Origin of the sequence: Alkalihalobacterium elongatum (assembly GCF_019024285.1) — a bacterium.
In the GTDB taxonomy this organism is placed as follows: domain Bacteria; phylum Bacillota; class Bacilli; order Bacillales; family Bacillaceae_F; genus Alkalihalobacterium; species Alkalihalobacterium elongatum.
The window spans coordinates 61,935-84,963 of record NZ_WMKZ01000019.1; the positions used below are offsets into that span (position 1 = coordinate 61,935).

20 protein-coding genes are annotated in these 23,029 nt (G+C 35.7%); 5 read left to right on the forward strand and 15 right to left on the reverse strand.

Features of this window, described 5'->3' with window-relative positions:
* Positions 1–166: 166 nt before the first annotated feature.
* The 7 genes from GKP30_RS16450 to GKP30_RS16480 all read right to left on the reverse strand — a co-directional run bounded on the left by GKP30_RS16450 (position 167) and on the right by GKP30_RS16480 (position 9,241).
* Positions 167–1,792, reverse strand: coding sequence for a PucR family transcriptional regulator (locus GKP30_RS16450; RefSeq protein ID WP_216830556.1), 1,626 nt, complete (start codon positions 1,790–1,792; stop codon positions 167–169).
* Between the two features lie 214 nt (positions 1,793–2,006).
* Positions 2,007–2,243, reverse strand: coding sequence for a hypothetical protein (locus tag GKP30_RS16455; RefSeq protein WP_216830557.1), 237 nt, complete (start codon positions 2,241–2,243; stop codon positions 2,007–2,009).
* A gap of 29 nt (positions 2,244–2,272) precedes the next feature.
* Entirely contained in the window at positions 2,273–3,730 is a 1,458-nt protein-coding gene (locus GKP30_RS16460) for an NCS1 family transporter (protein ID WP_216830558.1), read from the reverse strand.
* A gap of 150 nt (positions 3,731–3,880) precedes the next feature.
* A complete protein-coding gene (gene hydA / locus GKP30_RS16465) occupies positions 3,881–5,296 on the reverse strand; it encodes a dihydropyrimidinase (RefSeq protein ID WP_216830559.1) in 1,416 nt (471 codons plus the stop codon).
* A gap of 21 nt (positions 5,297–5,317) precedes the next feature.
* Positions 5,318–6,604, reverse strand: coding sequence for an NAD-dependent dihydropyrimidine dehydrogenase subunit PreA (gene preA / locus GKP30_RS16470; protein WP_216830560.1), 1,287 nt, complete (start codon positions 6,602–6,604; stop codon positions 5,318–5,320).
* 27 nt (positions 6,605–6,631) lie between these two features.
* Positions 6,632–8,002, reverse strand: coding sequence for an NAD(P)-dependent oxidoreductase (locus GKP30_RS16475; RefSeq protein ID WP_407928629.1), 1,371 nt, complete (start codon positions 8,000–8,002; stop codon positions 6,632–6,634).
* Between the two features lie 348 nt (positions 8,003–8,350).
* Complete coding sequence (locus GKP30_RS16480; RefSeq protein ID WP_216830561.1) at positions 8,351–9,241, reverse strand: nitrilase-related carbon-nitrogen hydrolase; 891 nt, start codon at positions 9,239–9,241, stop codon at positions 8,351–8,353.
* Between the two features lie 776 nt (positions 9,242–10,017).
* Between GKP30_RS16480 and fbpA the strand changes: the two genes are divergently transcribed.
* Entirely contained in the window at positions 10,018–10,200 is a 183-nt protein-coding gene (fbpA, locus tag GKP30_RS16485) for a Fur-regulated basic protein FbpA (protein WP_216830562.1), read from the forward strand.
* Positions 10,201–10,292: 92 nt separating this feature from the next.
* Here the strand turns inward: fbpA and rlmN are convergent, their stop codons facing one another.
* A complete protein-coding gene (gene rlmN, locus GKP30_RS16490) occupies positions 10,293–11,360 on the reverse strand; it encodes a 23S rRNA (adenine(2503)-C(2))-methyltransferase RlmN (protein ID WP_216830563.1) in 1,068 nt (355 codons plus the stop codon).
* A 270-nt stretch (positions 11,361–11,630) separates the two neighbouring features.
* Here rlmN and GKP30_RS16495 point away from each other — a divergent pair, with 270 nt between their 5' ends.
* Both GKP30_RS16495 and GKP30_RS16500 read left to right on the forward strand, forming a co-directional pair.
* Positions 11,631–12,281, forward strand: a complete 651-nt coding sequence (locus GKP30_RS16495; RefSeq protein ID WP_216830564.1) for an MtnX-like HAD-IB family phosphatase — start codon at positions 11,631–11,633, stop codon at positions 12,279–12,281.
* Positions 12,281–13,333 carry an iron-containing alcohol dehydrogenase family protein gene (locus GKP30_RS16500; protein WP_216830565.1) on the forward strand — a complete coding sequence of 351 codons (1,053 nt, stop codon included), beginning with the start codon at positions 12,281–12,283 and terminating at the stop codon, positions 13,331–13,333. Before GKP30_RS16495 ends, GKP30_RS16500 begins: the two co-directional genes overlap by 1 nt.
* Before the next feature lie 121 nt (positions 13,334–13,454).
* Here the strand turns inward: GKP30_RS16500 and GKP30_RS16505 are convergent, their stop codons facing one another.
* Complete coding sequence (locus GKP30_RS16505) at positions 13,455–16,130, reverse strand: cation-translocating P-type ATPase (protein ID WP_216830566.1); 2,676 nt, start codon at positions 16,128–16,130, stop codon at positions 13,455–13,457.
* Positions 16,131–16,352: 222 nt separating this feature from the next.
* Here GKP30_RS16505 and GKP30_RS16510 point away from each other — a divergent pair, with 222 nt between their 5' ends.
* Positions 16,353–16,502, forward strand: coding sequence for an aspartyl-phosphate phosphatase Spo0E family protein (locus tag GKP30_RS16510; protein WP_216830567.1), 150 nt, complete (start codon positions 16,353–16,355; stop codon positions 16,500–16,502).
* Between the two features lie 369 nt (positions 16,503–16,871).
* A complete protein-coding gene (locus GKP30_RS16515) occupies positions 16,872–17,246 on the forward strand; it encodes a hypothetical protein (protein WP_216830568.1) in 375 nt (124 codons plus the stop codon).
* Positions 17,247–17,501: 255 nt separating this feature from the next.
* Here the strand turns inward: GKP30_RS16515 and GKP30_RS16520 are convergent, their stop codons facing one another.
* From GKP30_RS16520 to GKP30_RS16545, 6 genes are all read right to left on the reverse strand, one after another.
* The gene (locus GKP30_RS16520; protein WP_216830569.1) at positions 17,502–17,720 is read right to left on the reverse strand and encodes a KTSC domain-containing protein; all 219 of its coding nucleotides are present in this window, start codon (positions 17,718–17,720) and stop codon (positions 17,502–17,504) included.
* Between the two features lie 88 nt (positions 17,721–17,808).
* Positions 17,809–18,234, reverse strand: a complete 426-nt coding sequence (locus GKP30_RS16525; protein ID WP_216830570.1) for a universal stress protein — start codon at positions 18,232–18,234, stop codon at positions 17,809–17,811.
* A 410-nt stretch (positions 18,235–18,644) separates the two neighbouring features.
* The gene (locus GKP30_RS16530; RefSeq protein ID WP_236035153.1) at positions 18,645–19,658 is read right to left on the reverse strand and encodes a sensor histidine kinase; all 1,014 of its coding nucleotides are present in this window, start codon (positions 19,656–19,658) and stop codon (positions 18,645–18,647) included.
* An 88-nt stretch (positions 19,659–19,746) separates the two neighbouring features.
* Entirely contained in the window at positions 19,747–20,400 is a 654-nt protein-coding gene (locus GKP30_RS16535) for a response regulator transcription factor (protein ID WP_236035146.1), read from the reverse strand.
* A gap of 341 nt (positions 20,401–20,741) precedes the next feature.
* Positions 20,742–21,167 carry a GAF domain-containing protein gene (locus GKP30_RS16540; protein WP_216830572.1) on the reverse strand — a complete coding sequence of 142 codons (426 nt, stop codon included), beginning with the start codon at positions 21,165–21,167 and terminating at the stop codon, positions 20,742–20,744.
* A gap of 407 nt (positions 21,168–21,574) precedes the next feature.
* Complete coding sequence (locus tag GKP30_RS16545) at positions 21,575–22,843, reverse strand: ATP-binding protein (RefSeq protein ID WP_216830573.1); 1,269 nt, start codon at positions 22,841–22,843, stop codon at positions 21,575–21,577.
* Between the last annotated feature and the right edge of the window lie 186 nt (positions 22,844–23,029).

Below are 23,029 nucleotides of genomic sequence, written 5' to 3' on the forward strand. Positions count from 1 at the left end.
ACACAATGTCAAATATCTCACGAATAAAATTCCACAAAATGAACAATGAAAATAATAATGATGAAAATATAAAAATAACGAAAATGGTGCCAGGCACCTTTAGCGCAGTAGCGCATAAAAGGTGCCTGGCACCATTCTATTTCTCTGTTTTCTTCGAACTTTCTCTCTACCGTTCATTTATTTCCTGTGCGGGTATGTGTTCATTTTCATCGGTCATATGGAGGTAATCGTATGCTAGTAACATAAATTCGATTGCTAGTCTTTTTTCTGGATTCATAAAGTCTTGACCTAGTAGACCTTCTAGCTTTTCTATGCGGTGATACATTGTTTGTCTTACAACGAACAGTCTTTTTGCCGTTTCTTGTTTAGAGCCGTTACATGCTAAGTAGGCTCTCAAGGTTTCTATTAACTTCCCATTATATTTTTGATCATATTCCATTACAGGTTGTAAGTACTCCATAACAATTTCTTGTAAGTCACTATGTCTATTAATGAGTGACAAGATCCGGTATAAATGCAAATCATCATAGAAATAACTTTTCCCTTCATTCGACAATTTATCTTGTAGTATCAACGTTTCTTTTGCAGTTCTGTAACTCATATGTATGTCACTAAGCTGTTTCACAAATTTTCCTACTCCGAATGAAATCGTAGATACCTTTAACTTTTGACAATACTCTGCTGTATTTAAACGCTTAAAGCCATCAGTCATTCTCACTTTCCACGTTTTTACGGTTCGCTTATTGCCTAAAATGAAAATAAGGAGATGTCTAACTTCAATTGAAAAAACATAAAAACCCTGTTGTTCAAAGATCGTTCGAAATAGTAGCTTAAAGTAAGTACCGTCTAACGTAGACGATTTATCAGTTAAATTTAACTTACAAGCACAAACGACTCCTCCGTTCAACTTAAGACCTGGCTCAACGTAGGCTAAATGTTCTTTAATCCCCTCATTACTGTGATGACCCTCTAACCAATCTGTCATCCATTCAGCTTCTTCCATCCTTCTTTTTTCTTCAACATATAAATCGCGTAATAAATATTGTGCAAGTGCAGTTGTCGTTCGATCTAAGATGAGCAAATCAAATTCGTTTATCTCTTTATCTTTTGTCACAATTACTAACTCAGCAAATTGGTGGCCTAAAATTTGAACAGGCTGACGAGCAATAGAAGCCACTGGACTATTCTGTTGCTCACCCTCTATTTTTTCTAGTACTAACCGTCTTTCGATTGCAGATAATTGAGGTATAAAAATAGTATCTTCATCGAGAAAGGCAACAATTTGTACATCTAAGAATTTTTGAAAAAACGTTAAAATCTCTTCATAGTGGTTAATTTCTAATAGTTTTTTATTTAAAGTTTGGGAATAGCTTTCTAGGTCGGAAATCATTTGGTATTGTTGATTGATTAGTACGGAATGAATATCTTGTGTGATTTGCACAAATGCTACTTCTTCATGAAAAAGAATAATTGGAAACTGATGTTCATTTGCTATTTCAATAACTTCTTGAGGAATAATAGAGGTATGAGTTCCCATCTCAATACATAAGCCTGATGCATTGCTTTCAATTAGTTGTACGAGAAAAGAGATAAATAAAGCTTTATTATCTTTCCAGCCTAAACCAGTTGTAAGAATAAGTTCGTTACCATTCAATAGCTTTTTTATATTGATTACTTCAACGACATGAACCCATTTCACATTTCTATTTAAGCCTTCTGCCCCAGCAATAACTTCTGTATTACTAAAATGTTTTCTGTGTAAGATTTCATTAATCGTTATATATGATTTCATTGACTCACTCCTTCTTTAACATTTATCTGTTAACGAGGATACAACGTAACAAACTATTTCTATATACATTTTTAAATTACCTTTATTTTCAAACAAAACAAAAATAAAGCTTGATAGATTTTCTCTTAACCTTCTCAACTTGGAACTTGTCTTATAGAAAAACAAAAAGAGACAGGGATTTCCCCTGTCTCCTATTAATTCATCTTCATCCCACTTAGCCAGTTCGCTGATTTTGTTGAATAATAATAGAACTAAAATATTTTCTCGCATCAGCTGTTAAAATATGAAGTCGTTCGATTGAATTTTTATGACCAGATGGGTCTGGCTTTTTTAATTCAAACTCTACAAATGCTCCACTTAAATTTTCAGTTACACCTTTAATCACATAACCTTGTTCTATTAAAAAATCAATTTTTTCTCTTTCGGCAATAAATTGTTGATATTCAGCCATCAGTTTCCTCCTTATTCGTAAATGACTTCCTAAGGTGCAACTTTCTGCACTTCTTCCTTTCCTTCGCTAATTTCCCAATCTCTTCCTACCGTAATCCCTAAATACTTTTCATCACTAGGATCTTCAATTTCTGCTTGTTTATATTTCACAAACCACCAGTACTTAGCAAGGAAATAATAGGATACTAAACCTACAGCAAACCCAACAATAAACGAATAGTTGGCTAAGAAATACGCTGCAGCTCCACCTAGGATCCAGGCAATATATCCAGCCGCATTAAAACCTCCTGCATAACTATATTGACCATCTTCCTTATATAAATCAGGGACATTTACGCGACGTTTACGAAGGAGATAGTAATCAGCTACTAAAATTCCAACAATCGCAGATAGAATTCCACCGACAATAAGTAAAGCTGGGATAATAATGCCAAACAAGCTCCATGGTTGCACAAGGGAACCGATCACACCTGCTGCTACTACACCTGCCCAAAACGGAACTTTAGGTCCTCCAACATTAGAAAAGATAGTCGCAGCTGGAATTAAGTTTGCAGATATATTTGTAGACCATTGTGCAAATACAATCATAAGCAATAGAACACCTAGTACTAAACCACTCGCTGCTTGTTGAAGGGCAACGACTGGGTCATAGTTCGCAACCGCAATATAGGATACCCCTCCGATTACAACCATGAACGTTTGTACAATTGGTAAAGCAATTAAGCTTCCTGCAATTTGTGATCTATTTCTTTTAAACCAATTTCTTTCATGCTTTGGTCCTTTTATAAAACGAGAAATAGATGGCATATCAGCAGCAAGTGTACCCCAGAAGCCCATATTACTCATAATAACAATCATAAATGCAGTAATAGCAGCTCCTCCAGTTACTGGACTCTCAACCCACGCCCATACATTTCGACCCTCTGCTAATGCTTGATCAGATAATGTTAAGTACATCCAACCTGAAATGATAATAATAATCGGCGCAGCTAAATCAGCAAAACGTTCAACAGCTTTTATACCTAAAGCAGTATTTATAACTTGAAGTGTGGCAAAAATTAAAAAGCAGACAAACCAATTATCGAAACCAAATAAAACAAATAGTATTCCATTCATAGCAGTTGAACCGAAGTACGTATTAATACCAAACCAACACGCTGCAACAAAGCCGCGAATGACTGAAGGGATATGAGTTCCAATCGTACCAAAAGGAGCCCTCATATAGACTGGAAAGGATAATCCATGTTCAACACCAATGTCACCTGTTAGTGTCATACATAGACCTATCGCTAAACTACCGATAACAGTAGCTAATACAACCCAGCCAAGTGAGAGACTCTGAACACCAGAACCACCAATAGCAAATGCTGCTAGAACAACAGCCATTCCAACCCAAATGAATGCGAACCCAACTGACCCAATTTTCTTTCCACTATGTGGAATTGGTAACAAATCTGGAGACTTTAGATGACTTTGTTTTTCCTTCATTCTATCACCCTACCTCATAAAATTTCATAATATTCAGTTAAATAATGACAGATCGACGTTGGGCCTCGTACTTTGTTTATGAAAGCAACTGCTCGACCAAATGTATTTTGGCCAAGCAATTGTTATTTTACTGTTGGTTTGTAACAATTACTAATTACTTACTTTATCCGTTACATCGGTTGCTGATGAATTGTATCTTGCTCTCTTGATATACTGTCCTTTCCCTACTTTACCTACAAACTGCTTCTCACGAATAACAAACTCACCTCGAGATAACACTGATACTGGTTCACCCGTTACCTGCATTCCTTCAAATGGGTTATAGTCAGCAGCCATGTGATGAGTTTCAGCTGAGATCGTTCTCTCAATATTTGGATCAAAGATGACAATGTCTGCATCTGCTCCGACAGCAATTGTTCCCTTTTGCGGATATAAACCAAATAGCTTGGCATTTCTAGTTGATACAATATCAACAAATTGGTTCAAGCTAATACGTCCTTTTTTTACACCTTCAGAATAGAGAATACTGACTCGATCCTCGATAATTGGTCCTCCATTAGGAATTTTAGAGAAGTCTCCTTTCCCTAAGTCTTTTTGACCGTTAAAGTCAAAGGAACATTGGTCAGAACCTAATGTTTGCAGGTCACCATTCTTCAGTGCATTCCATAATACATCTTGATGCCACTTTTCTCGAAGCGGCGGTGACCAAACATACTTAGCTCCTTCAAAATTTGGCTTCTCTAAGTAGGTCTGATCAAGTACTAAATACTGCGGACATGTTTCTCCCCAAACATCATAACCTTTTCGTCTAGCTTCTGCGATCTTCTCAACTGCTTCAGCACATGATACATGAACAACATATAGTTGAGAGTTTGCTAACCCAGTTAATTGAGCAGCTCTTCCAGTTGCTTCTCCTTCCACTTCTGGTGGACGTGTTAAAGCATGATAGATTGGATCTGTATTACCTTGTTCTAACGCTTGATTTACTAAGTATTCAATTACATCACCGTTTTCAGCATGAACCATGACTAGCCCACCAAGTTCTTTTGCCGCTAATAATGTCCGGAACAGTGTACCATCATCGGCCTGGAACACGTTTTTATAAGCCATAAATACTTTAAAAGAAGTAATTCCTTCTTCTTCCATAACAACTGGTAACTCTTCTAAAACATCTTCATTTATTTCACCAATCATCAGGTGAAAGCTATAGTCGATAACGGCTTTATCCTTTGATTTTGCATGCCATGTTTGGATGGCATTTTTCATTGGCTCACCTTTATTTGTTAAACAGAAATCAATAACGGTTGTCGTTCCGCCAAAGGCTGCAGCAATTGTTCCCGTTTCAAAGTCATCCTTAGAAACCGTCCCGCCAAACGGCATTTCAAGATGCGTATGAGGGTCAATGCCACCTGGAAAAACATAAGAACCTTTTGCATCAATTACTTCTGCACCACCTACTGGAAAATCATGCCCAATAGCTGCAATCTTACCATTTTCAATAAGTAAGTCCGCTTGATACGTATCTGTTGCTGTTACAATTATTCCGTTCTTTACGATTTTCTTCATTTGTTTTCCCCCTAATACTCATTACTTAATAATATCTACTTCACAGCTTTGAACTGAACCGATAGCCGCCTGTCGTTCGTTCCACGTCATTGGTGGATGCTCACTTTTTACTTCAACCATATCGATAGCTCCGTCTACTGGACAAACAATTGAGCATAAGTTACAACCAACACAATCTTCCTCACGAACTTGTAAATAGTCGTTGCCATTTCCATCCTTAAGCATATCGATACACTGGTGGGATGTATCCTCACAGGCAATATGACACTTATTGCAATTAATACAAACATCATTATTGATCTTTGCAACAACTTTATAATTTAAATCCAAGTTCCCCCAATCCGAATAACGTTCAACGGACTTACCAATAATTCCATCTAGCGAAGAAATCCCCTTTTCATCTAAATAATTTGATAGACCTTCAATCATATCTTCGACGATACGGAACCCATGGTGCATCGCAGCTGTACAAATTTGCACCCCTGTTGCTCCCATTAATAGAAATTCGACTGTATCCTTCCAGTTGGAGATGCCGCCAATTCCCGAAATTGGAACGTTAATACGAGGGTTGCGTGCACACTCTGCCACCATATTAAGTGCAATTGGTTTAACAGCAGGTCCGCAATATCCACCATGAGCACCTTTTCCTGCTACATGCGGAATTGTATTCCATGTATCAATATCTACTCCTGCTAGACTGTTGATCGTATTAATCATACTAATGGCATCGGCCCCGCCTTGAACGGCTGATTCAGCAGTAACAGTAATGTCTGTAATATTTGGAGTCAGCTTTACGATTACAGGTGTTTGAGCTACTTCTTTCACCCAGTAGGTCTGCTTCTCAACGAGTTCAGGCACTTGACCAGAAGCCGCTCCCATTCCACGCTCAGCCATTCCATGCGGACAGCCAAAATTAAGCTCAAGGCCATCGACACCAACATCCTCAACTCGTTTCACAATCTCATGCCATTTTTCTTGCTTTGGTTCAACCATTAACGATGCAATAATTGCGTGATTAGGGAAACGTTTTTTCGTTTCATAGATTTCTTTTAAATTAACTTCAAGTGGGCGGTCTGTAATTAGCTCGATATTATTAAATCCAGCAACCTTTTGACCATTAAAACTGACAGCAGCAAAGCGTGAGGAAACGTTTAAAATAGGATCACCTAACGTCTTCCAAACTGCTCCTCCCCATCCTGCTTCAAATGCTCGTTGAACTTGATAGCCTGAATTTGTTGGAGGAGCCGAAGCAAGCCAGAATGGGTTCGGCGACTTTATTCCTGCAAGATCTATTCGTAAATCAGCCATAGTGAAATCAACCTCCTCGATTTTTCATTACGCAGTTTCTGTTACTTGCTTAAATAATTGCTTATGAATTGCGTAAGCCGTTTCTTTCCCTTGCTGCGCAGCAGATACAACCATCGCTTCTCCTTGTCCTTTACCAAAGATTACATCTCCACATGCAAAGATTTTTTCGTTTGATGTTTGAAATGTCTCTTCATTAATCTTCACGACTCCACCGTCATGCTCTAAACCAAACTGTTCTATTAATTGAATATAGCGTGATTGACCAATCGCTTTAATCACAGCATCTACTTGTAAAGTAAACTCAGACCCTTCTACAGGTAGAGGCCGTCTTCTCCCACCTTCATCAGGCTCACCTAACTCCATTTTGATACATTCAATCGCTGTCACCTTACCATTTTCATCCCCGACAATTCGTTTCGGAGCGGTTAACCATCGGAATTCAACACCATCTTGTTTTGCGAATTCATATTCAAAATCGTAAGCTGTCATCTCTGCTTCTGTTCTTCGGTAAAGAATTTTTACATTTTCAGCTCCAAGACGAACAGAACATGTCGCACCGTCAATTGCTGTATTTCCAGCTCCTATGACGACTGCACGTTTTCCTAACAGATGATCGGAAACTTTTTCTTTCGTCTCTTTGACAAAGTCAATCGCATCATAGACCCCATCTAAGTCTTCTCCATCAATACCAAGCTGGGGTACACTAGACATTCCAATTGCTAAAATGACAGCATCGTAGTTTTCCGTTAGCTCAATAACAGAAACATCTTTTCCAACTCTTGTATTTGTACGAATTTCTACATCTAAGCTCTTTACTTGATCAACTTCCCAGAATGAAATTGCTTGAGGTAAGCGGAAGGAAACGATACCGTACGTATTTAAACCACCCGCTTCTTTTTCCGCTTCGAATATCGTAACTTGATAGCCTAGTAGTGCTAATTCACGAGCTGCAGATAAGCCAGCAGGACCACCACCGACAATCGCAACCTTTTTACCGTTTTTCTGACCAGCTTTGAACAACACTTGTTCATTTTTGATGGCCCAATCGGTTGCAAACCGTTGCAGGTTTCCGATCATGATTGGTTTGGTAGAGTGATTAAGTACACAAGCACCTTCACACAATTCTTCAGTTGGACATACGCGAGCACAGCTTGCACCTATTGGGTTTGACGTCATGATCGTCTTTGCGGATCCTTTTAAATTTTCAGATGCAATTTTTTTAATAAAAGTAGGGATGTCAATTCCAGTAGGGCAAGCGGTAATACAGGGAGCATCGTAGCAATATAAACAGCGGTTCGCTTCTTCAATAGCTTCTTGATTGGATAGGCTTGGGTGGACTTCTTCAAAGTTTTTCTTCAAATCGACTAACGATATATTTGTAGAGCTCTTGGGATTCAATAGAAATGCCTCCTTTACAAATTAAAGTCGAAACTTTCGTAGGGGCTACAACTTTACATAAAGTTATGTTTTCAATAAAATTGGATGGTTTTTTTAGAAGAGTTATTTATTAAGACTATTAATGTGAGTGGTTATTGGGCTTATATAACAGCTTGAAGTTTGGTAGGGTGATTTATTTCTCTCGTTTATTTGATTCCAATATTAAGGTCCTTTCAGTATTCAAAAAGCAGACATTTTAAAGATAGAAGATGACTCAAAACAAAAACATCATCCAGCCACCGTCATCGTTCAATAAGAGTGGTGAAGCGGAGACACTTTTGATGAGTCACCCTCATTCGTTTTAGTTTTTTATGGAAGAAGTGAGGTCATTTCCTCATAAGTTTCTGGACGACGATCACGGTAGAATTGCCATGTGTCTCTGACTTCACGGATGAGCTTTTTGTTCATCTCACCAATTATGACTTCATCTTGGTCACGACTCCCTATTGAAACGAAGCTTCCTCTAGGATCAACTAAATACGATTGACCATAGAACTCTCCCATATTCCAAGGAGCTTCTACTCCTACACGGTTAATTGCACCAACATAATAACCGTTTGCTACTGCATGAGCAGGTTGCTCTAACTTCCAGAGGTACTCTGATAAACCAGCAACTGTTGCCGACGGATTAAAGATGATTTCAGCTCCCTTTAATCCTAGTAATCTTGCACCTTCTGGAAAATGACGATCATAACAAATGTATACACCGACTTTAGCAAAAGCTGTATCAAAGACTGGATACCCTAGGTTTCCTGGCTTGAAGTAATATTTCTCCCAAAACCCATGACCTTCATTTCCTACGCCTACTTGAGGAATATGTTGTTTTCGGTATTTACCTAAATAAGATCCGTCTGCATCAATAACCGCAGCAGTATTATAGTAAGTCGCAATTCCTTCACGTTCATAGATTGGTAGTACGATTACTACACCTAATTCTTTCGCTAACTCCTGAAACCGTTTGGTTGTCGGACCATTTGGAATTTCTTCAGCCGCATCATACCATTTCGAATTTTGCTCAGAGCAGAAATATGGGCCATAAAAAATCTCCTGTAAACAAATAATTTGAGCGCCTTTCTCCTTTGCCTCTCTTACTAACTTTATATGTTTTTCGATCGCCTTTTCTTTATGGACCTCCACTGCTTGGTCCCCATGTACATCGTTAGAAGCTTGAATTAGTCCAATTTTAACGTTATCTGACATTTCCATTCCTCCTTGATATATCAATACATTTATAGATAAAGTGAAACTTCACCCCGTAGATATTCATTTCTACAGAGATTAGTTAAACCAATCAACTACAGGTAGATTTACCTTACAAACGACTTGTAAGCGTTTACATATCTTTTTGGTTCAGTACGATTTTTTTCTACTATCCTTCTATGTACCTCCCCTCTTTTACTAGGCTCTTTTCTTAAAGATTGTTGCTCTAGTTTATTGGACCGTTAACTAAGCGAAAGCTTGGTTCTTCACGCTTTAGCGTTCAAAAAAACGGTCCAATAGCAACAAAGGTATAAAACACTTTACATAGAAGTATTTATGACTGAATATTTAGAAGTTTAAGTTAATTTTACTTATTATTTTAGGCTAATACACTATACAAAGTGTTAAATGGTGCTATTCAATTATTTATCATTTTGTAAAATATAGTTATTGCTTTCTAGTAAGGGAATTTATTAGCCCAACCTGTTTCATATCATTTAGCCAAGCTAGTTAATAACTCTAGTTATAACATAGTCTTTATGCAAAAATTGTTGTATTTTCGTGGGAACAGAAAATAGCTTGTTAACTAATCTCTCAATTTCCCCTCCAAAACATAACAACATTTTTGTAGGATGCATTAGCCCGGTTTATCTAAGGAGATCACTGATACTTTTCACAATTTTACTTATGAATAAATTAACATAATAGTTTGACAATTTTAACAAAAGGACATACAATATAATTTGTAAGCGTTTTCATGCAAGGAGGTTAGATCTATGTCCTTTACTTCTACATACTCGAACGATAAAGAGCATTTAATTGATTCTTTAATTAAACATCAACATTATAAAATGCCAGATGGTCGCCAGTTTTATCAAGCAACAGAACAAGAATTGAAGCTACTATTATGTTCACAGCAAAAAAATCAATATCATTTCTGTAATAACCACGAGAATTAAATTAAACCATTATAAAGAGCCTGTATGAGTTTAATCTTTCATACAGGCTTTATCATGTGCCGTGAATTAAGGCTAGATTAATGGCATATTCGTTATTTCCCTTGTGCTTGTTTTATTTGCTTACTTCTTAATTGTCCACAAGCAGCATCAATATCCGTCCCATGTTCTTGTCGAATTACACAGTTAATTCCATTCTTCTTTAATGTATCATAAAACGCTAATACAGATTCCTTCTCACTTCTTTGATATTGACTATGCTCATCAACTGGATTGTATGGAATTAAATTCACATACGTTAAACGACGTCTGTCACCAATTAAATCAGCAAGCTCTTGAGCAGTTTCACGTTGATCATTTACATCTCTTAATAAAATATACTCTAGAGTAATTCGACGATTTGTCTTTTCAATATAGTAATCAATAGCTTGCATTAATTTTTCAATCGGGATTGCACGATTGATTTTCATAATACGTGATCTGAGTTCATTGTTTGGAGCATGTAATGAAATCGCTAAATTTACTTGCATTTTTAAATCGGCAAATTCATAAATTTTATCCGAAAGTCCACTCGTAGAAACGGTTATATGTCTTGCACCTATCGCAAGACCTTTTTGGTCCTTCATGATTTCTAAGAAGTCAATCAGGTTGTCAAAGTTATCAAACGGCTCACCGATTCCCATGACAACAATATGACTTACTCTTTCATCTTGACCTGCTTCATCTAGGTGATGCTGTACATTCATAATTTGTTCTACGATTTCACCACTCGATAAGTCACGACTTTTCTTTAATAATCCACTCGCACAAAAACTACAGCCAATATTACATCCTACTTGTGTTGTTACACAGACAGAAAGTCCATATTTATGGCGCATTAAAACAGTTTCAATTAAGTTTCCATCCTGTAGTTTAAATAAAAATTTCACCGTGCCGTCAGCAGATTCTTGTTTTACATGTTGTTTTAATGTATGAATAACAAAGTGTTCTTCTAATAATTGCAAACATTCCTTGTTAACATTTGTCATTTCTGAAAAACTAGTTACCCGCTTTCGATATAACCAATCCCACACTTGTTGTGCCCGGAATTTTTTATGGCCATGCTCCATAAGCCAAACTGTTAACTTCTCTAATGTTAATCCATAGATGGATGATTTACTCATTTATTACCCTCTTTTCAACACTTAAAAATTTGCTTTGTTAACAAACTTGTAGTTATGTTTATTATTGTCTCAAAATTTATATATTAAAACAAGAATGGCGATCAGTCAAATAATGCAAGTTCGTATCATTACCCATTTTTTCTGTAATAATGCAACTTAACATGAAAGATATACAACTTAATAAGGACTGAGCCTATAATAAATAAGGCAACATAATTAAAACATAAGTTAGACCCGTATGATACGATTGTTCTATTAGGAGTTGAATATATGAAGAAGTGGGCTTTTGTTTCTGATTTTGATGGTACCATTTCACACCAAGATTTTTATTGGTTAGTAATCGAAAAGTATTATCCAGAGGGGCATGACCTTTTTACTAAATGGAAGGCACAGGAAATACTTGATATTGACTTTTTACGTAAAGTATTTTCTTCAATCCATCAAAGTGAGGAGAACATTATTGAAGACATTTTATCCATTTCAATTGATGAGTACGTTCCGACCTTTGTTAAAAAGGTCCAACAGCATGGTGGGGACTTTTTCGTGTTAAGTGCTGGGACAGATTATTATATTTACCACATCTTAAAAAAGCACGGAATTAATAACGTTAAAATCTTCTCAAATGAAGGGGTTTTTCAAGAAAAGAATATTCATTTAAACATAGACGAAGCTCACCGCCATTTTTCCAAGAGATATGGTATTGATAAATCTAAAGTGATTAACGAATTAAAACAAGAGTATACGGAAGTTTATTTTATTGGTGACAGTGAACCAGATAGTCATCCAGCACCCTTTGCCGACTTAACATTTGCTAAGAATGGTCTACAGGATTTATTACGTGAAAAGAACATTCCGTTTATCCCTGTTGAGACATTTAAAGAAGTTGAAGCCTATTTAATTACCAAAGGAGTGCTCACTTAATGATCACTCCTGTAACAAGTGTACCCATTCCTGCGATATTAGAAATTAAAAACGGTGTCATCCATCAATTAGGAGACATTTTAGAAAAGCATCAATTTGCAACAGCTATTATTATTTTTGACCCATTTACGTATGAAAACTTCAAAGAGGACATTCTTAAGGTTAGGACTTCTATAAATATTGAAACATTAATCCTATCTTCAAATCTTGATATACAAGATTTAATTAAAAAAGCTTTTGAGTTATCACGATACGATGTCGTCATTGCAATAGGTGGTGGATCTATCGTCGACTATGGAAAATATATTGCATTTGCTAGAAGAAGTCCGTTCATTAGTATTCCTACATCAGCCTCGAATGATGGCTTTGCAAGCAGTAATTGTTCCATTCTCGTTGATGGTAAGAAAACGACTGTACCTGCAAGAGTTCCATACGGAATTTTGGCCGACTTAAATATTATAAAACATGCACCAAGCCGTTTTGTTTTAGCTGGGATCGGTGACTTAATGAGTAACATTACAGCGATTTACGACTGGGAGTTTGAAGAAAGACACGGAAAAAGTTTTGTAAATGCCTTTGCATCAATGTTAAGTAAAAAAGCAGTAAATAGCTTTATTCGCACGCCAATGACAGACATTAAAAACCCCATCCTCCTAAAAGAGTTAATTAGTTCAGCTACAATGGGAGGAATCTCGACTGCAATTAGTGGAAACAGTTCACCTATTAGTGGTTCTGAACATCTTATTTCCCATGCCTTAGATAAAATTGCAGCAAAACCCGCGATGCACGGGATTCAAGTTGGAATAGCAACATATATTATGGCTAATGTACAAAACCACCGAGCTGTGAGAATGAGAAAAGTATTTGAACGCACAGGGTTTTTTCAGTATGTAAAGACACTCAACCTACTAAAGCATGAATTCGCTACCGCCATACAAATGGCTCCTAGTATTAAACCGAATCGATATACATATTTGCATGATCCAACCTACCAAGCAAAAGCATTACAATTCCTAGAGGAAGATCCGATCATAAATGAATTGTTAAAGTGAAAATGAACTTACTCATAGACCAAGGTTCCGTAAAAGAAACGAACAACAATAGGCTTTACAAAACATTCCAAAAAAAGCTGACTCAAAACCCTTCAAAAGAAGAGTTTAAGTCAGCTTTCAATTAGTTGCCAGACTGTTTTCTTTCAATAAATTTGAATATTTCCATCATAATTAACACTGAAGCAGCGACTGCCATCATAATGAACCATTCTATTAGGGTGACTGGCTCTACATTAAGAACCACTTGCATGAATGGAATATACGTCGCACCAATATGAATTGCTTGAGCAGCTATAATTGCCCATATGAGTAATCGATTGCTAAAAAATCGCATAGAAAATATTGATTTTTTCTCGGATCTACAGTTCAGTACATGGAAATTCTCAAAAAACACAACGAGTAACAGTACTAAATTACGTGCCGTAAATTCACTTAGATTAAATACATCAATCATAACAACCCAAGCTAAGAAAGCTACCGCACCAATAAATACCCCTGAAGTTATAATTTGACGAATCATAATAGGATTAAACACCGATTCTTTTGGTGAACGTGGCTTTTGTTTCATTTCGTCGCCTTCTTCTGGTTCAAAAGCAAGAGCGACGTGCTGAACACCATTTGTAACGAGATTTAACCATAAAATTTGTGCAGCCAGTAACGGTAGCGGATAGCCAAATAAGATGGATAATATAAACAATACAACTTCAGCAACACCAGTTGAAACAAGCAAGTATATAACCTTACGAATATTGTTATATGACACACGTCCTTGCTTAATACCAGCTACAATCGAAGAGAAATTATCATCGGTAATAACGATATCTGCAGTTTCTTTTGCTACATCTGTACCTGATCCCATCGCCACTCCGATATTGGCTTCTTTTAACGCTGGGGCATCATTTACCCCATCACCAGTTACGGCAACAAAGTGTCCATTAGACATCAATGCCTTAACAATCGTTTGTTTTTGAATAGGTTCAACTCTAGCAAAGACCGTTTTTTCTGCGACAAAATGATTAAACTCTTCTTCACTCATTGATTTTTCTAATTCCGTTAATTCTGCTCCAGTTACAACCTCTTTTTCAGAAGTAGCAATGCCTAGTTCTTTTGAAATCGCTAACGCAGTAACTGGATGGTCCCCTGTCACCATACAGACATTGACACCAGCTTCAATACTTTCTCTGACCGCAACTTTAGCTTCTTGGCGGATCGGGTCGATCATCGCTACTAAACCTAAAAATATCATTTCGTTGAGATGCTCGTGCTTTAATTGTCCCTCAACTAGAGCAGTTGTCTTTTTTGTAAAAGCGAGTACACGATACCCATTTCTCGCTAAGTCTAATGCCTGTTTTTCAATGAGCTCCGAGCTGATTGGCGCAAGGCCGTCCTTTGTTTGCATATGTGAACACATGGGAAGTAATGCCTCTAGTGCCCCTTTAACGTTAATATCCATTTCTGATTCGCTAACCTGGTTAGCGGTAGCAGCATATCGGTAATCTGCATCAAATGGAATAATACCAACCTGCGCATATTTAGATAAAAGGGAGGTCATTGATATACTTTCTTTTTCACCTAGAATTAGCAATGCAACGTCAACCGAATCCCCTTGATGATGCCATCCATCTTCTTTTTCATAAATCGTTCCTTCATTACATAGGACACTCGTTTGTATTAGGTTATAAGCTAGTTGTTTTTGGTCACTATTTGCCTCAATTTTCCCATTCGGCTGATAGCCTTCCCCAGATACTCGTAATTGTTCTCCGTTAGGTAGCGCTAACCTTTTTACAGTCAATTCGTTATGAGTTAACGTTCCTGTTTTATCACTAGCAATGACAGTACAACTTCCTAATCCTTCAACAGCTACCAGATTTCGAACGATTACAGATAGTTTCGTCATCCGATTCATTCCATTTGCTAACGTTACTGTAATCCCAACTGGTAAACCCTCTGGAATAGCTGCAACTGCTAAAGCAACTGCCATAAAGAAAATTTCTTTATGTTCATACCCTTTAAATAAGGCAAGTAATGCAAGAAGTATTGTAGCTCCCAAAATAGCAATAGCAACGTTTTTTGTAAATACTTCCATACGTTGAATTAATGGTGTTTTTACATCGCTCGGGGCAAATACTGAAGCCGCAATTTTACCAATTTCAGTTTTTTCTGCTGTTTCTGTTATTAACCCTAGTCCAGACCCTCTCGTTACAACTGTACTTGCAAATGCCATATTTATACGATCGCCAAGAGGGATATTTTCTTTTGGAAGCGCAGCAGTTTGTTTCGTTACAGGAATTGACTCCCCTGTTAGGAGTGACTCATCAATTGAGAGACTATTTGCTTCTATTAATCTCATATCGGCTGGGACTTTTAATCCTGGGTCTAATAAAACAATATCTCCAGGAACAAGATTTTCAACATCTACCATGGACTTCTGTCCATTTCGGATAACTTGAGCTGTGTGAGGAACAATTTTCTGGAGAGCTTTAGCACTCTTAGCTGCATTCCATTCTTGATATGTGCCTATTAATGCATTTAAAAGAAGAACGATTAAGATAAAACCAGCATCGATGAATTCCTTTAAAAATAAAGAAATAACGCCAGCCAACAGAAGAATATATATTAGAGGGCTTTTAAATTGCAATAAAAATATTTTATAAATCGAAGGCGGTGGTTCACTCGGTAAAACATTTTTCCCGTATTCATTTAACCGCCGATTTACTTCCTGATCGCTTAATCCATGTACTGTTGATGAATATGCTGAAAACATTTTCTCTAATGAGTATGTATGCCAGTTTTTCATGATCCTCCCCCACATTACCTTTTTATTATAGCTATAGCACCTTACTATAATAATTTACTTAATAATATCGCTAATTTAATCTTAACAAATGACTACTAAAATACTATTGGGGGATTCCCTGATTGAACAAATCAGGATGTCTCCTAATATATCAGAATAAAGTATTAGTTTAAAATAGATTAAGGAATATTACCTATTACCTTTAGGGGGGGGATTGCAAATATGGAAATTAAAGTGAATGAAGTTGAAGTATTGAGGCAATTATTATATGCTACTGTACAGAATAATGGGTTAAATTGCCCAGAAACAGTAAGGATTAGCCAACTGTTAGATGATAAATTAAATGATTTTTTATACTTTATAAATAAATGATTACAGAAAAAGGCGGGCCTCTATAAAAAGAGCCCGCTTTTTACTTAGATTGTTTTCGTAAGCTACGTTGCTATTTTTCCCCTGAAGTTTTCTCAACCCTATTTAAGGGATTTTGGTATAAAAAAATTCAGGATTTCTCCCGATAACATTAATTTAAAACGCCTGTTATTATTTAGGTAATTACAATAAATGACCGAAAACACTAATTGAAATCAGTTTATAGAAAAAACATTTAGGAAGGGAGTTGGCACATAATGCTAAGCCTTATTGGAATGTTATTAATCAGTTACTTACTATTAACGATACATTTAAATAATCTCTCAAATAACTAACAAAACACTATTTCGTTTTAGCAAAGGATGATCCTCAATGTGGAAGATAGTACCGATTTGTGAAGATATTTTTGGTTTATGGGCAGAACAAAGTGACAACGATGCTTGGACTGCAACAATGATACTCAAAGAGTCCCATTATCAGATAGAAATAATTGCAGAAATTCATATCTCCTATTTAAATCATATGGATGAAGTAGATAACCTCCTTAATGAAATTCGTGATTTTTCTAATTTTATTAAAAAAGCAAAAGAAAAAGAGTATGGAGAAATACACTTTCATTGTAAGGGGATATCTACCTTTAATAATAGCTATCCCTTACCTTCATTCTCACATTCCAGTGGGCTTACTTTTATAGATACAGAGTTTACTGAAGAACTACATAACGCTTACAAAACAGTAACTATATAACCAACCTAAACTTAAAGAAACGTCCTCTCGCAGAATTGAAATTTATTAAGATTGTATTTCAATAAAGTATTGATTTACCTTCTTGAATGTAGTCATGAGCCAAGCAAACTTGGCTCATTTTTTAAGTTCAATTCATGGTAAAACGTGGTGGTTTAACTCATTTAAAAGCCAAAGAAAAAGTGACCTAACTCTGCCTGCAAAAGGCAAAGAAATGTCACTCAAAGAGAATTCTCATATGTTTTTTTAAGAAATTACTTAGGAAACTTTCCGCTCCTCATACTTTCCTTTGATCATTTTCAGATAGTAATTTTCTTTTTCATTGCTTGCCATAAAGCTTACGTAAGATTGTTCTGTAACTGCATAATATACGAATATTTCTCCAGTTTTGAACCGTACGTGAAATTTTTTTGTGGTTTTGTCATATGCTATAGATTCAATATTTTCCGTATCAATTGTCGTATAAGATAGTGTCATTTGCCTTCTCCCCCTGTGTTCCTCTATTATTTTATGATACTTTTATTTTTAACCTAATTTTACCTTCGCTTTTTCTAACGATATTCATTTATTTAACAACGTAAACATCGCATGATGCTTTCTGTACCACATGGAAACTGACACTTCCTAAAAAGAAGCGCTTAATACCCCCAAGCCCTCTATTTCCAAGGACAATTAAATTGACATCCTGCTTCTCTGCAAATTCGATAAGCGTAATTGATGGAGAGCCTTTTAGAATAAATGATTCCTTTTCGTTTGGTAAATCTTGAATCATTTCTTCAGCTACTTTAATATTCTCTTCTGCTTCTTTTTTATAAATATCAGCAATATAATGATAGTTATGAGCTTCATAGGACGCATTTGGGAGATCCCAAACAGTTACAATTAAAACCTTGGTTTCGATATTTTTTTCTGCAATCTCTTTGGCTTTCAGCAAAGCTTTTTTACTAGTTTCAGAGCCATCATAAGCAACTAATATTTTTGAAGTATTCATCGTTTTTTTACCTCCTAAAATTGAATGTTGAAACTTTGATTTATATAAAAAATTTTATAATTAGCTATTTGAGAGTCTACTATGATGCATAATCAGTAGTATGTAACAAACTAAAAACGTTGCGATTAGATAAAGCATTTTAAGTAACTCCCTTCTTTGTCTTCCTTATGTAAATCATAACAATTGTTTCTATTAATTGTTATCGGGAAATATCCTGAACTTTTTCGGAACTAAAACCCTGAAAAATGAATAATAGTACTCCTACTTTTGTTCCGTTGTACTTAAATAACCCTAGCTTTCATCAAGTAACATTGAATAGTCCTTAATCCCCTTGACTGAAGTTCTTCAGGTGTCAAAAGAGCAAACAAAAAAGCCAAGCTATGCTTGGCTTTCAGTCACCCCTATAAAAATCAGGATTTTGGAAAAGTTAATGTTACGGTTGTCCCTTTACCTAATTCCGAGTCAATTTGGAAGGTGCCTTGAACACTTTTAGCACGTTCCTCCATACTAAAGAGACCTACACCCTTTCCATTATTTTTTCTATTAAATCCTTTTCCTTTATCCTCAATAGAAACTTCAATATTATCTTCTTTCTCTACTAAGGTAACATGAGCATCAGAAACATTTGCATACTTTGCAATATTCGTTAATGCTTCTTGAATAACCCTATAAATTGTCGTTTCCTTTTGCATACTAAGACGTTTACGTAAATTAGTTTCGAACTCAACTTTTATTCCGTAATACTGTGAAAATTTGTCAATATGTCTATTTATCGCTGGAACTACACCTAAATCATCTAACAGCGATGGCCTTAAATCCCAAGCCAGACTTCTTATTTCCTCCATGATACCTGATACTTCATTCCGAAGCATTTCCATTGATGAATAGTTTTGCTCACTCATCATTCGGTCCATATGAATAATTAATGAGAATAAACTTTGACCAATGCCATCATGAAGTTCTCGCGAAAATCGCTTACGTTCTTCTTCTTGAATTTCCATGACACGGTTCATCATTACTTTTAATTCTTCTTGTGCTTTTTTTAACTGTGTCACTTCATTACGAATAGCCAAGTATTGATAGGGTTCACCATCACGTGCTAAAAAGGGAACAATTGTTGTATTTACCCAATAATAAGAACCATCCTTCGCCCTATTTTTTATCTCGCCCTTCCATACCTTCCCTGAAGATATAGTTTTCCATAGGTTTTTCATAAACTCTTTGCTATGATAACCTGAATTAATAAGTCGATGATCTTGATCGATAAGTTCTTCTTTATCGTACTTAGAAATTTCGCAAAACTTTTCATTAACATATTTAATTTTGCCTTGATGATTGGTAATAGCTACAATCGTTGACTCATCTAATGCAAACCGAATGTCTGCCATTTCTTTAAGAGACTGCTTTAGTTTATCACGAAACATAGAGTCATCAATATGCTGATCAAGCTGTTTTAGTAAACTCAACTCGTTCTGTTCATAACCTTTATTTACGTTATCAAAGGCTTTTTCCTTAGTCAAAATTAAGCAGTCCTTTCTGTAGAGCATATTTCACTAATTCTGGTCTAGTTCTAAAATGAAGCTTCTCCATGATATTACTCTTATGTGTTTCAACTGTCTTTACGCTAATGATTAGATTTTCAGCTATTTCCTTGTTAGAATAACCTTTTGCAATCCACTCTAGTACTTCTTTTTCGCGTTGTGACAGAGATTCAAACGTTTTAGAGTTGCCTCCGTCGTTTAACTTTTCCATATACTCGCTCATTAATCTCTTAGTGGCAGTAGGATTTAAGTAAGCATTTCCCGTCGAGACCGATTGAATAGCTGCTATTAAATCTTCATGTGGGGAGCTTTTTAATATATATCCAGATGCTCCTGCATGAATTGCGTTAAATAAATACTCGTCATCATCATGCATAGTAAGAACTAAAACCGCAGTTTTAGGTAATAGCTCCTTAATTTCTGCCGTAGCCTCTAATCCACCCTTACCTTGTGGCATACTCAGATCCATCAATATGACATCTGGTTGCAACTTCTGAGCTTTTTCAATAGCTTCATCCCCATCAGCTGCTTCTCCAACTACTTCTATATCATTTTTTCCATTTAATAGCATAGCCAGTCCAGAACGAACGACAATATGATCATCGACAATAAGAAGTTTTATCATGATGAAAACCTCACTTCCCACTATATATATCTTTTTTAACCTATATTTATAGTAATAATATTATTATTACTATAACATAAAGCTTTACATTTATATTGAACTTTATGGCTTGTTACCAATTACAATATTACCCTATTTCATTATTGTAATGTCTAAATATGTATTATTTGTGAGCATTATATCTGCATCGGAGCTGAAAATCAACGTATACCAAGAATAGGCTTAAACAGCTAAACAACAAAAAAGCGATTCCATTTTTCAAGCTGTAACTTGATCAAATGGATATCGCCTACATTATATTTTTTATTAGTGGAAATAAAAATAATTACAGCCAGGGATTTTTATTTTTTACTATTTTCTTCATCTAATAGGAGCGCTATTTCTCCTGCAAGGTTTGTAATTGTTTGTATGTCTTGTTCGTTATATATTCTATTATTGCGACTACCTACAAGAAGTACGCCTACTATACTATTATTTAATAGTATAGGTGCCGCAATTGCGGATTGTAGTTGCTCCGCAAGCATAATCGGTGATTCTAATCGTCTCTTTTCCGCATTAGCTGAACTATCATCAATTATAATAATTCGACCGTGCCGAGCTACCGCACCAACTAAGCCACTACCATATTTCTTTCGCATATTCTTATACTTTTCATTTAAACTACCAGCGGCTTCTCTCCAGCAAATTTGGTGACTGATTGGAACTACTATGGCTATTGCTGCAAAATCACTAGAAGTTTTTGAATTAAGTTCCTCTAATATTTCCATTTTGACTACATCCCCACTAATGTCTTTTTTAATCTATACTCATTTTATACCTTTTATGAGGAATTGTAATTCGGGAAAAACCCTGATTTTTTTATAATCTTAATAAGTTTTTTTTCTACTATACCCTATAATTTAGCTTGTTTGATGTCGCTGATTTCAAAGGTGGAATAATGTTATAAGCTGCATCTTAAGCTAAGTTACCTAGGACCCTGCTGCTGTAATAACAGCATAAGTCACAAGGCTTTTCGGAGTAACTAAGCTAAAACTATGACTTTTCTGTTAACTATTGCTAGAATCCCTTTAAAGTATTATCGAGTTACAATTACTTTGAAGCTATAAAGTAATTCTTTTTAGAATTTTTCTAAAATAACTAACGAAAGAGATAGTAATTATGTTGGTTTGCTAAATTAAGAACACTCTTCTACGATTGGCAATCGAATATAAAAATTAGTTCCTTCATTCACTGTACTGCTTACACTTAATTTACCTCGCATTGTCTCAATAATATTAATAGCTGCCATCATCCCAAGACCCGTTCCTTCCCTCCCCTTAGTTGTAAAGTATGGTTCTCCCAACCTGGAAACTTGTTCTTTAGTCATGCCTTTCCCATTATCAGAAATTACTACTATAAGTTCACCGTTTTCTTTTTTCGTTTCAATATACAGCCTCCCGCGATCTGGCATTGCTTCTATACAATTTTTAGTAATGTTTAATAAGCATTGTTGAAAGACTTGAGTCTCTCCTTCAATAAAATAATTTTTAAGCTTTGTTACTATTTCGACACCGTTCATATTAGCTAATGGTGTAATGATTTGTATAGTCCTTTCTAATTCTTCTTTGACGTTCAAATTTCTTTTATTTTCAGGTGAAGGTTTGGCAAATGTTAAATAATTACGAATAATATCATTAGCCCGATCCACTTCTTCGATGGATATTTTTAAAAACTTTTTTCTTTGCTCTTCTGGAATGTCATTTTGTTCCATCATTTGTAAAAAACCTTTAATCACCGTTAACGGATTTCGAACTTCGTGTGAAACTGAGGAAGCAAGATGACTGACGATATCCATTTTTTCCGCCTTAATAAGTCTTTTTTTAATTAACAAGCTTTCTTGAAAAACTTCATAGAGATATATAGTTATAGCAGTCGTACAGTATGTTAACGTTAAGAAAATGAGAAGAAATGAATAAGAGAAAGGAGCACCAAATAGTAGCGTTGAGTTTACGATCGCCAACAAAGCTGCAAATAGGGATAGAGAACTTCCTAAAATTATTTTATTCTTACGGGATGATTTTCCGAAATAATCGGTTAATAATATGATACAAAATAAAAGTATTATAACCACTATTAACGTAGCGTGAACTCCAGTTCCCCCTACTAAAAACCGATAAAAAATGGTAACCGCAGCTAATAAAATACTAGTGGAAACCCCTCCGTAAAGACCCGCAACCGTCAGCACCACTAGGCGTAAATCAAAAATATAACCATCCATAATCGTAATTGGAAACGAAATACAGCTGATAATTGCTAAAGAAGCTGATATTATAACGATCCAATTCTTTCGGATTTTCGATAATCTTTGTGCATTCACTTCTACTAGGATAGGTATAAATAGTAAAAAAACAATTACAAAAAGGACATTTAACAATAATTGCTCAATTCCTTCCACAATAATCATACCTTCTTTCTAGAATAATAGTGTTTAAATCTACTTATGTAATATATTTTTATATTCAAAATTAATTATTTAGATTATAACATTGGATAAGCCTAATACTACAACAAATAAAAGAGGCTGGGACAAAACCCAGTAAATAAAAAATAGAGTGGCATTCACCCTAATGAGGGTGAGTGCCACTCTTTA

Excerpts from the sequence above, each read along its gene's own strand:
- GKP30_RS16525 (WP_216830570.1), bottom strand. The coding sequence starts at position 18,234 with ATGAATACTTCAAAAATATTAGTTGCTTATGATGGCTCTGAAACTAGT.
- GKP30_RS16510 (WP_216830567.1), top strand. The coding sequence starts at position 16,353 with ATGGAAATTAAAGTGAATGAAGTTGAAGTATTGAGGCAATTATTATAT.
- GKP30_RS16505 (WP_216830566.1), bottom strand. The coding sequence starts at position 16,130 with ATGAAAAACTGGCATACATACTCATTAGAGAAAATGTTTTCAGCATAT.
- GKP30_RS16520 (WP_216830569.1), bottom strand. The coding sequence starts at position 17,720 with ATGACACTATCTTATACGACAATTGATACGGAAAATATTGAATCTATA.
- preA (WP_216830560.1), bottom strand. The coding sequence starts at position 6,604 with ATGGCTGATTTACGAATAGATCTTGCAGGAATAAAGTCGCCGAACCCA.
- fbpA (WP_216830562.1), top strand. The coding sequence starts at position 10,018 with ATGTCCTTTACTTCTACATACTCGAACGATAAAGAGCATTTAATTGAT.
- hydA (WP_216830559.1), bottom strand. The coding sequence starts at position 5,296 with ATGAAGAAAATCGTAAAGAACGGAATAATTGTAACAGCAACAGATACG.
- GKP30_RS16500 (WP_216830565.1), top strand. The coding sequence starts at position 12,281 with ATGATCACTCCTGTAACAAGTGTACCCATTCCTGCGATATTAGAAATT.
- GKP30_RS16530 (WP_236035153.1), bottom strand. The coding sequence starts at position 19,658 with ATGTTTCGTGATAAACTAAAGCAGTCTCTTAAAGAAATGGCAGACATT.
- GKP30_RS16535 (WP_236035146.1), bottom strand. The coding sequence starts at position 20,400 with ATGATAAAACTTCTTATTGTCGATGATCATATTGTCGTTCGTTCTGGA.
- GKP30_RS16515 (WP_216830568.1), top strand. The coding sequence starts at position 16,872 with ATGTGGAAGATAGTACCGATTTGTGAAGATATTTTTGGTTTATGGGCA.
- GKP30_RS16495 (WP_216830564.1), top strand. The coding sequence starts at position 11,631 with ATGAAGAAGTGGGCTTTTGTTTCTGATTTTGATGGTACCATTTCACAC.
- GKP30_RS16480 (WP_216830561.1), bottom strand. The coding sequence starts at position 9,241 with ATGTCAGATAACGTTAAAATTGGACTAATTCAAGCTTCTAACGATGTA.
- GKP30_RS16450 (WP_216830556.1), bottom strand. The coding sequence starts at position 1,792 with ATGAAATCATATATAACGATTAATGAAATCTTACACAGAAAACATTTT.
- GKP30_RS16455 (WP_216830557.1), bottom strand. The coding sequence starts at position 2,243 with ATGGCTGAATATCAACAATTTATTGCCGAAAGAGAAAAAATTGATTTT.
- GKP30_RS16545 (WP_216830573.1), bottom strand. The coding sequence starts at position 22,843 with ATGATTATTGTGGAAGGAATTGAGCAATTATTGTTAAATGTCCTTTTT.
- GKP30_RS16540 (WP_216830572.1), bottom strand. The coding sequence starts at position 21,167 with ATGGAAATATTAGAGGAACTTAATTCAAAAACTTCTAGTGATTTTGCA.
- GKP30_RS16460 (WP_216830558.1), bottom strand. The coding sequence starts at position 3,730 with ATGAAGGAAAAACAAAGTCATCTAAAGTCTCCAGATTTGTTACCAATT.
- rlmN (WP_216830563.1), bottom strand. The coding sequence starts at position 11,360 with ATGAGTAAATCATCCATCTATGGATTAACATTAGAGAAGTTAACAGTT.